The 5341-nt window shown below is 62.3% G+C and carries 7 protein-coding genes and 1 pseudogene; 3 read left to right on the top strand and 5 right to left on the bottom strand.

What is annotated here, in order from left to right:
* Positions 1 to 263 (top strand): annotated as a pseudogene (locus tag L979_RS16720) (hypothetical protein); the annotation flags it as partial.
* Between the two features lie 157 nt (positions 264 to 420).
* On the opposite strand, the gene L979_RS15050 reads toward L979_RS16720, so the two are convergent.
* Positions 421 to 1059, bottom strand: coding sequence for an aminodeoxychorismate/anthranilate synthase component II (locus L979_RS15050; RefSeq protein ID WP_047691365.1), 639 nt, complete (start codon positions 1057 to 1059; stop codon positions 421 to 423).
* Between the two features lie 177 nt (positions 1060 to 1236).
* On the opposite strand from L979_RS15050, the gene L979_RS14615 reads away from it, so the two are divergent.
* Complete coding sequence (locus L979_RS14615) at positions 1237 to 1689, top strand: cell division protein CrgA (protein WP_231559455.1); 453 nt, start codon at positions 1237 to 1239, stop codon at positions 1687 to 1689.
* Positions 1680 to 1874, top strand: coding sequence for a hypothetical protein (locus tag L979_RS08050; protein WP_047691361.1), 195 nt, complete (start codon positions 1680 to 1682; stop codon positions 1872 to 1874). Before L979_RS14615 ends, L979_RS08050 begins: the two co-directional genes overlap by 10 nt.
* A gap of 26 nt (positions 1875 to 1900) precedes the next feature.
* On the opposite strand, the gene L979_RS08045 is transcribed toward L979_RS08050, so the two are convergent.
* The 4 genes from L979_RS08045 to L979_RS08030 all read right to left on the bottom strand — a co-directional run bounded on the left by L979_RS08045 (position 1901) and on the right by L979_RS08030 (position 4886).
* A complete protein-coding gene (locus tag L979_RS08045; protein ID WP_047691359.1) occupies positions 1901 to 2449 on the bottom strand; it encodes a YceI family protein in 549 nt (182 codons plus the stop codon).
* Between the two features lie 179 nt (positions 2450 to 2628).
* On the bottom strand, positions 2629 to 3159 hold the full coding sequence (locus L979_RS08040; RefSeq protein ID WP_231559454.1) for a flavin reductase family protein: 531 nt from the start codon (positions 3157 to 3159) through the stop codon (positions 2629 to 2631).
* Positions 3160 to 3410: 251 nt separating this feature from the next.
* Positions 3411 to 4034, bottom strand: a complete 624-nt coding sequence (locus L979_RS08035; protein ID WP_047691373.1) for a flavin reductase family protein — start codon at positions 4032 to 4034, stop codon at positions 3411 to 3413.
* 156 nt (positions 4035 to 4190) lie between these two features.
* Entirely contained in the window at positions 4191 to 4886 is a 696-nt protein-coding gene (locus L979_RS08030) for an alpha-ketoglutarate-dependent dioxygenase AlkB (RefSeq protein WP_052209676.1), read from the bottom strand.
* Positions 4887 to 5341 lie beyond the last annotated feature (455 nt).

Raw genomic sequence — 5341 nt, 5'->3', positions numbered from 1 at the left:
AGCCCACACAGGAGCCGGAACCCACTCAGGCTCCTGAGCCCACAAGCCAGCCCACGCGCACCAGCAGTGGTTCCCAGAACGGCAGCAACGGCAACGCATCGAATGCGAGCAACGGCAACGGGTCGACCGCGAATGCGGCCACCAACAGCACCGCCGAGGCCGCAGCCTCCACGGTTGATGCGCTCACCAATGGCGGGTCATCCAACGGCTCAGGCACCGGTAACGGTTCCTCGGCAGAGAGCACCGCGGACACCGCCAGCTGACCCCGGTCCACGAGCCGTCACGTCAAAGGTGTGGGGGCCGACCATCACACGATCGTCGGCCCCCACACCTTTCACGTTGAGCCAGTCTGCAGATCAGATCGTGACCGGATCAGATGGTCACCGGATCAATGGATGGCCCGTTCAACAGGTGACCTGCTCAGTTGGTGATCAGGGGTGAGAGCTCAGCGGAGGCCTCCGCTGCCCCTTCCAGGCCACAGATCTCCAACCAGTTGCCGAGCATGCGGTAACCGCCTTGGGTGAGCACTGACTCCGGGTGGAACTGCACACCGTGCAGGGGTGCATTGCGGTGGGTGAGCCCCATGACCACACCGTCAGCGGTCATGGCGGTGACCTCCAGGCACTCCGGCACGGTGCGCGGCACCACGCTCAAGGAGTGGTAGCGGGTGGCAATGAACGGGGACGGCACACCCTGGAACAGCCCACCGTCGTGGTGCAGGACCTCAGAGGTCTTCCCGTGCATGAGCTGCACGGCGTGGGCCACGGTTCCGCCGTAGATTTCCGCCAGAGTCTGGTGCCCCAGGCACACACCCAACAAGGGCTTCAGGGTCTCTTCCGCGAACCGGATCAAAGGCCTGCAGACACCGGATTCTGCAGGGGTTCCCGGGCCCGGGGACAACAGCACGCCGTGGTGATCATCTGCCATGCCACGGGCGGTGTCTGCATCCACCTGGTCATTACGGATCACCGTGGTCTGGGCACCCAGCTCCTCCAGATAACCAACCAGTGTGTAGACAAAGCTGTCGTAGTTGTCCACAACCAGGACCTTGACGGTCACATCTGCCTCCCGGGCGTACTGCGGTGATTCAATCCCGTCCAGCCTACTGCCGTTGGGGCACCAGCGCCCAAGTGCTGTGACGCTATGATGGAGGGTGCCGTCGTCGTCGTTCAGCTGCAGATACCCACCGGGGTGGCAGGAAACGGCGACCACCCGCCTGCAGGAGGAATTCCCCGAGTGACCGAGCCCAAGAAGCGCATCACCCGCAAGCGCACCGTGGTTGAGGACCCGGCACCTTCCACAGCGGTCGACGACGAACTCACCCGCCTGGCCATTGAGGCCCTGCCCGAACGCCGCCGCAAGGAGTGGGAGCGTTCCCAGCGGGCCAATGGCAAGAAGGCCGTGGGCAACGTGGAAGACGACTCCCCCGCCGACTCGCGTGAGGACACCGCTGAAGGCGTGGCTGATGAGATCACCCGCAGTGTGCGCAGTACCGCACCGCATGCGGACCAGACTGCCACCTGGTACAAGATCATCATGTTCGGGCTGATTGTGATCGGCCTGCTGTGGCTGATCGTGTGGTACTTGATGGACTACTCGTGGCCCATTCCTGCCATCGGCTACGGCAACGTGGGGATCGGTGTGGGTCTGATGATGATTGGTCTGATCATGACCACGAGGTGGCGTTGAGCACCGGCGCTGATCCCCATCGTCCGGATCCCCTCAAGGATGAAATCGCCAAGGATCACGCGCACACCAAAAAGCCAGGTCGGTCCAAGCTGAGCCCCGCTGTCACGGAGGTTCGCTTGCGCCGCCTGGCTCTGGTCCTGCTGATTGTGATCCCGTTGATCTGGTGGCTCACTCGTTTGGTGTGAGCCACCAGATCCGGGTCAGGCGTGATTCACGCCTGGGGTGCCACAAAAGCAGCGTCCAGGGTGATGACCACCTTGTCGGAGACCAGCACGCCGCCTGCCTCGATGGCAGCATTCCAGGTCAGACCGAACTCCTTGCGGGAGATGGTGGTCTGAGCCTCAAAACCCGCGCGGGTCATGCCAAAGGCATCCACCACAACACCGTTGAACTCAGTGTCCAGTTCCACGGTCTTGGTGATGCCCTTGATGGTCAGCTCACCGGTGATGGTGCCTTCGCCGTCACCCAGGTCGAAGCTGGTGGAGGTGAAGGTCATGGTGGGGAACTTCTCCACGTCAAAGAAGTCCTCGCCGCGCACGTGAGCATCACGGTCAGCGTTGGCGGTGTTCACGGAGGCGGTCTGAATGGTTGCTTCGATGCGGGACTGGTTGACCTGCTCGGCAACGTTCAGGACGGCCTCTGCCTGATCAAAGGTGCCGTGAACCTTGGAGATGCCTGCGTGGCGGACGGTGAAGCCAACCTTGGAGTGGGCGGCGTCAAAGTTCCAGGTACCGGGGACAAGGCGATCGAACGTGGTCATGATGAGTTCCTCCTCGCGAAACCTTCAATTAGTTGATGTGTCACCAACATTAGGACTCCGTAGGTGACACGTCAACTAATTGTGAAGTTTCGTGATGTGAGGCTGGCCACTTGCTGGTGCTGACTGCACTGAGCCTCGCCGCCAGCACCCTGGTGCAGCGGCAGCGTGGCTGGTCATGCTCAGATCTGGTAGTCCACCACGGACCTGGATGAAAGGCTGTGGAACTGCCGCCGGTGGTAGACCATGGGAGCACCGTTGGGTTCGGTCCCCAAGATTTCCACCACACCTGCGTTGAACACCAGAGCCGGGCCGGCCTGGATGCGAGCCAGAGGATGCACCCGCATCACACGACCCACCCCCTTCAGCAACGGTTCACCGGTGGGCAGCCACTCCCAGTCCATGGCGTCCCCGAACCGCGGAGCCCCGTGGGTGGCAAAAGCCTGCGCCAAGCCGATGTTCGGCGCATCCAGAAGATGCACCAACAAGGAGTCCGCCTGAGCCACCAACAAGGCAGAACCACTTCTGGCTTGTAGGGAGAACCCAATGATGGGCGGCACGGCTGAAACGGAGGACACGGAGGAAACTGTCAGCCCCACCGGCCCGTCCGGCCCCTTGGCCGTGATCACGGCAATTCCCGCAGGATGATCCCCAAAGACTGCGCTGAAGTCAGCCTTCTGCACACCCACTTCACCAAGGTCCCCGGACGGCACTACATAGTCTGCAACCGGTCCCGCCTGCTCTGATGCAACAGCCCCGGGAGAGCCGGCTGATTGATTCGGTGCGCTCATCATTCCCACTTTCAGCACGCACCACACGGGCAGCACGGCTCGCTCAGATTCAACAAGCGTTCGTGCCCCGCCGCATCTGAATTCGGACAGTTTTCTCCAGTCTGACAATCCCGGCCGGGTTGTGTCGAACCGGCAGTTCACACGACGACGCCCACAGTCCATCCCCGGCCGAATCACCCCAAACCGTGGAAACCACGGGCCCAATGGATCAGCGGTTCACCGCTGGAGGCCACACTCGTCTGGCTCGGGGCCCCACTCGACTGGCCTTGGGCCACGCTCGCCTGTCCTTGCCGCGCCGCGCCCCCCCGCGACGACGACGCCGGTCCACCCATGGCAGTCACACGTCCCACCACCAACTGATGGGTTGCCACGCTGTGAATCTGATCCGTCCGGACATGGAACCATGCCAAGCAGTTGGAGATGACCACCGGACCGTCCTTCCCCACACGTTCGTGGGGCACGTTGGAGAGCAACCCGTCCACAGGGTTTCCCGGTGAGGCCAACCAAGAAGCAATGGATTCCTGGTCACGGTTCAGCACAGACAGGGTCCAGGTGCCTGCTCCTTCCACGGCTTCGCAGATGCGTCCCTCCTCAAAAAGGCTCACGGCCATGGTGGGCGGATCCCAAGAGACATCCAACCAGCCCGTCACAGTCACCGCGTGGTCACGGTTTCTGTGCCTGACCGCCACCACTGCCACGCCAGAGGCCAGCTCCTGCGCCAGGAGCCGGTATGACTCCACAAAAGCCTCAGTGCCTTCAACAACATTCACGGCCTTGGCCGATTGTTCAGATGCCATGACGATCACCCCGTTCCACCGGAGCTCATCACCGAGTTCCGTGCTTGTGCCGCTGACGCTGCTGGTGCTGCCACTGCCGGCACTTGTTCCACTGCTGGTACGAACACCGAACAGGCCCTGTGTCCCACAATGTTCTCCACCGCCCGATCGTTGCAGTCACGCCTGCCGTGTCCGTCTCAGCGTGATGTTCAGGCGGCCGCCGTCACGCATTCCGAGTTGGGGATCGCCGGTTCCGGAGCGGATTGCAGGCACCCCGTGAAATGCCCAGCGAGACTCCCTGCCGAAAACAAACAGGTCACCACTGCGCAGCTCTACGTCTTTATACGGGCGGGACCGGGTTTCTGTATTGCCCAGGCGAAAAACGCAGGTGTCGCCCAGGGAGATGGACACTATGGGGTCATCCCCGGTCTCATCCAAGTCTTGGTGCATGCCCATACGGGCATCGTGACCGTAAAAGTTGATCAGAGCGGTGGTCGGCACAAAGCTCCGCACTTCAGGTGCCTGTGCGCCGTAGGCCTCACGTATGGCTCGCGCACCCAGTTCCAGCAGCACTGACGGCAACGTGGAACCCTGGGGATTCAAGGTGTTGCTCTCCCCGAACCACGACTGAGTCCAGTAGTCCCCCATGACCATGGACTGGGCAGACATGGTGCCGCCCCCTGGCAGTGTCCGGTGCTTGAGGGGCCGCGGCCCGCTCACCCACAGCCGGCACAGGCGTACAAGGTCCATCTGCTCAGAAAGGGCCAGCCAGTCAGGAACATGAACCGCGCCCGGCGCCACGTCCTGGCGCGTCCGGTCGATGGTGAACAACTCTGGCCCGCCTGGACCGCGCAGCACACTGGGTCGGCGCATCAGATCACCCCGTCACGGCAGTTTTCAGTAGGTATCCCGCCATGGTGCCGCGGCTCATTTGCCGTCCCATGGCTTGCGTTTGAGCCTACTGCTTGCCTCAGACATCACAATCATCGTCCAACCCACGCTGAGTGGTCGCTTGCCTGGTTGGTCTCTGTTCAGTGGTCAGTTTCCTGGCCCATCAACACTGATCAACCAGAACATCGACCACTCGACCAACACACCCAGCACCACCCACCCCGCAACACAACCACACCACCACACGGCACAGGGCACAGGGCACAGGGGGCACTGGGCTCAGGGGGCACTCCACAACCCAGCACCAGCACACCCAGCACCCATGACCACCCCGCAGGGGCAACACTGGCGCACAACAATATTTGGGTATGAGAAAAGGGCCCCGAACACGACGGTTCGAGGCCCCTAACCCTGTTTGTGGTGTTAATGCGGCGGTG

This window comes from Kocuria sp. ZOR0020 (assembly GCF_000800955.1).
In the GTDB taxonomy this organism is placed as follows: Bacteria; Actinomycetota; Actinomycetes; order Actinomycetales; family Micrococcaceae; genus Kocuria; species Kocuria subflava.
Note: the sequence above shows the minus strand (reverse complement) of the source record. Positions and strands in the feature narration are given on the sequence as shown.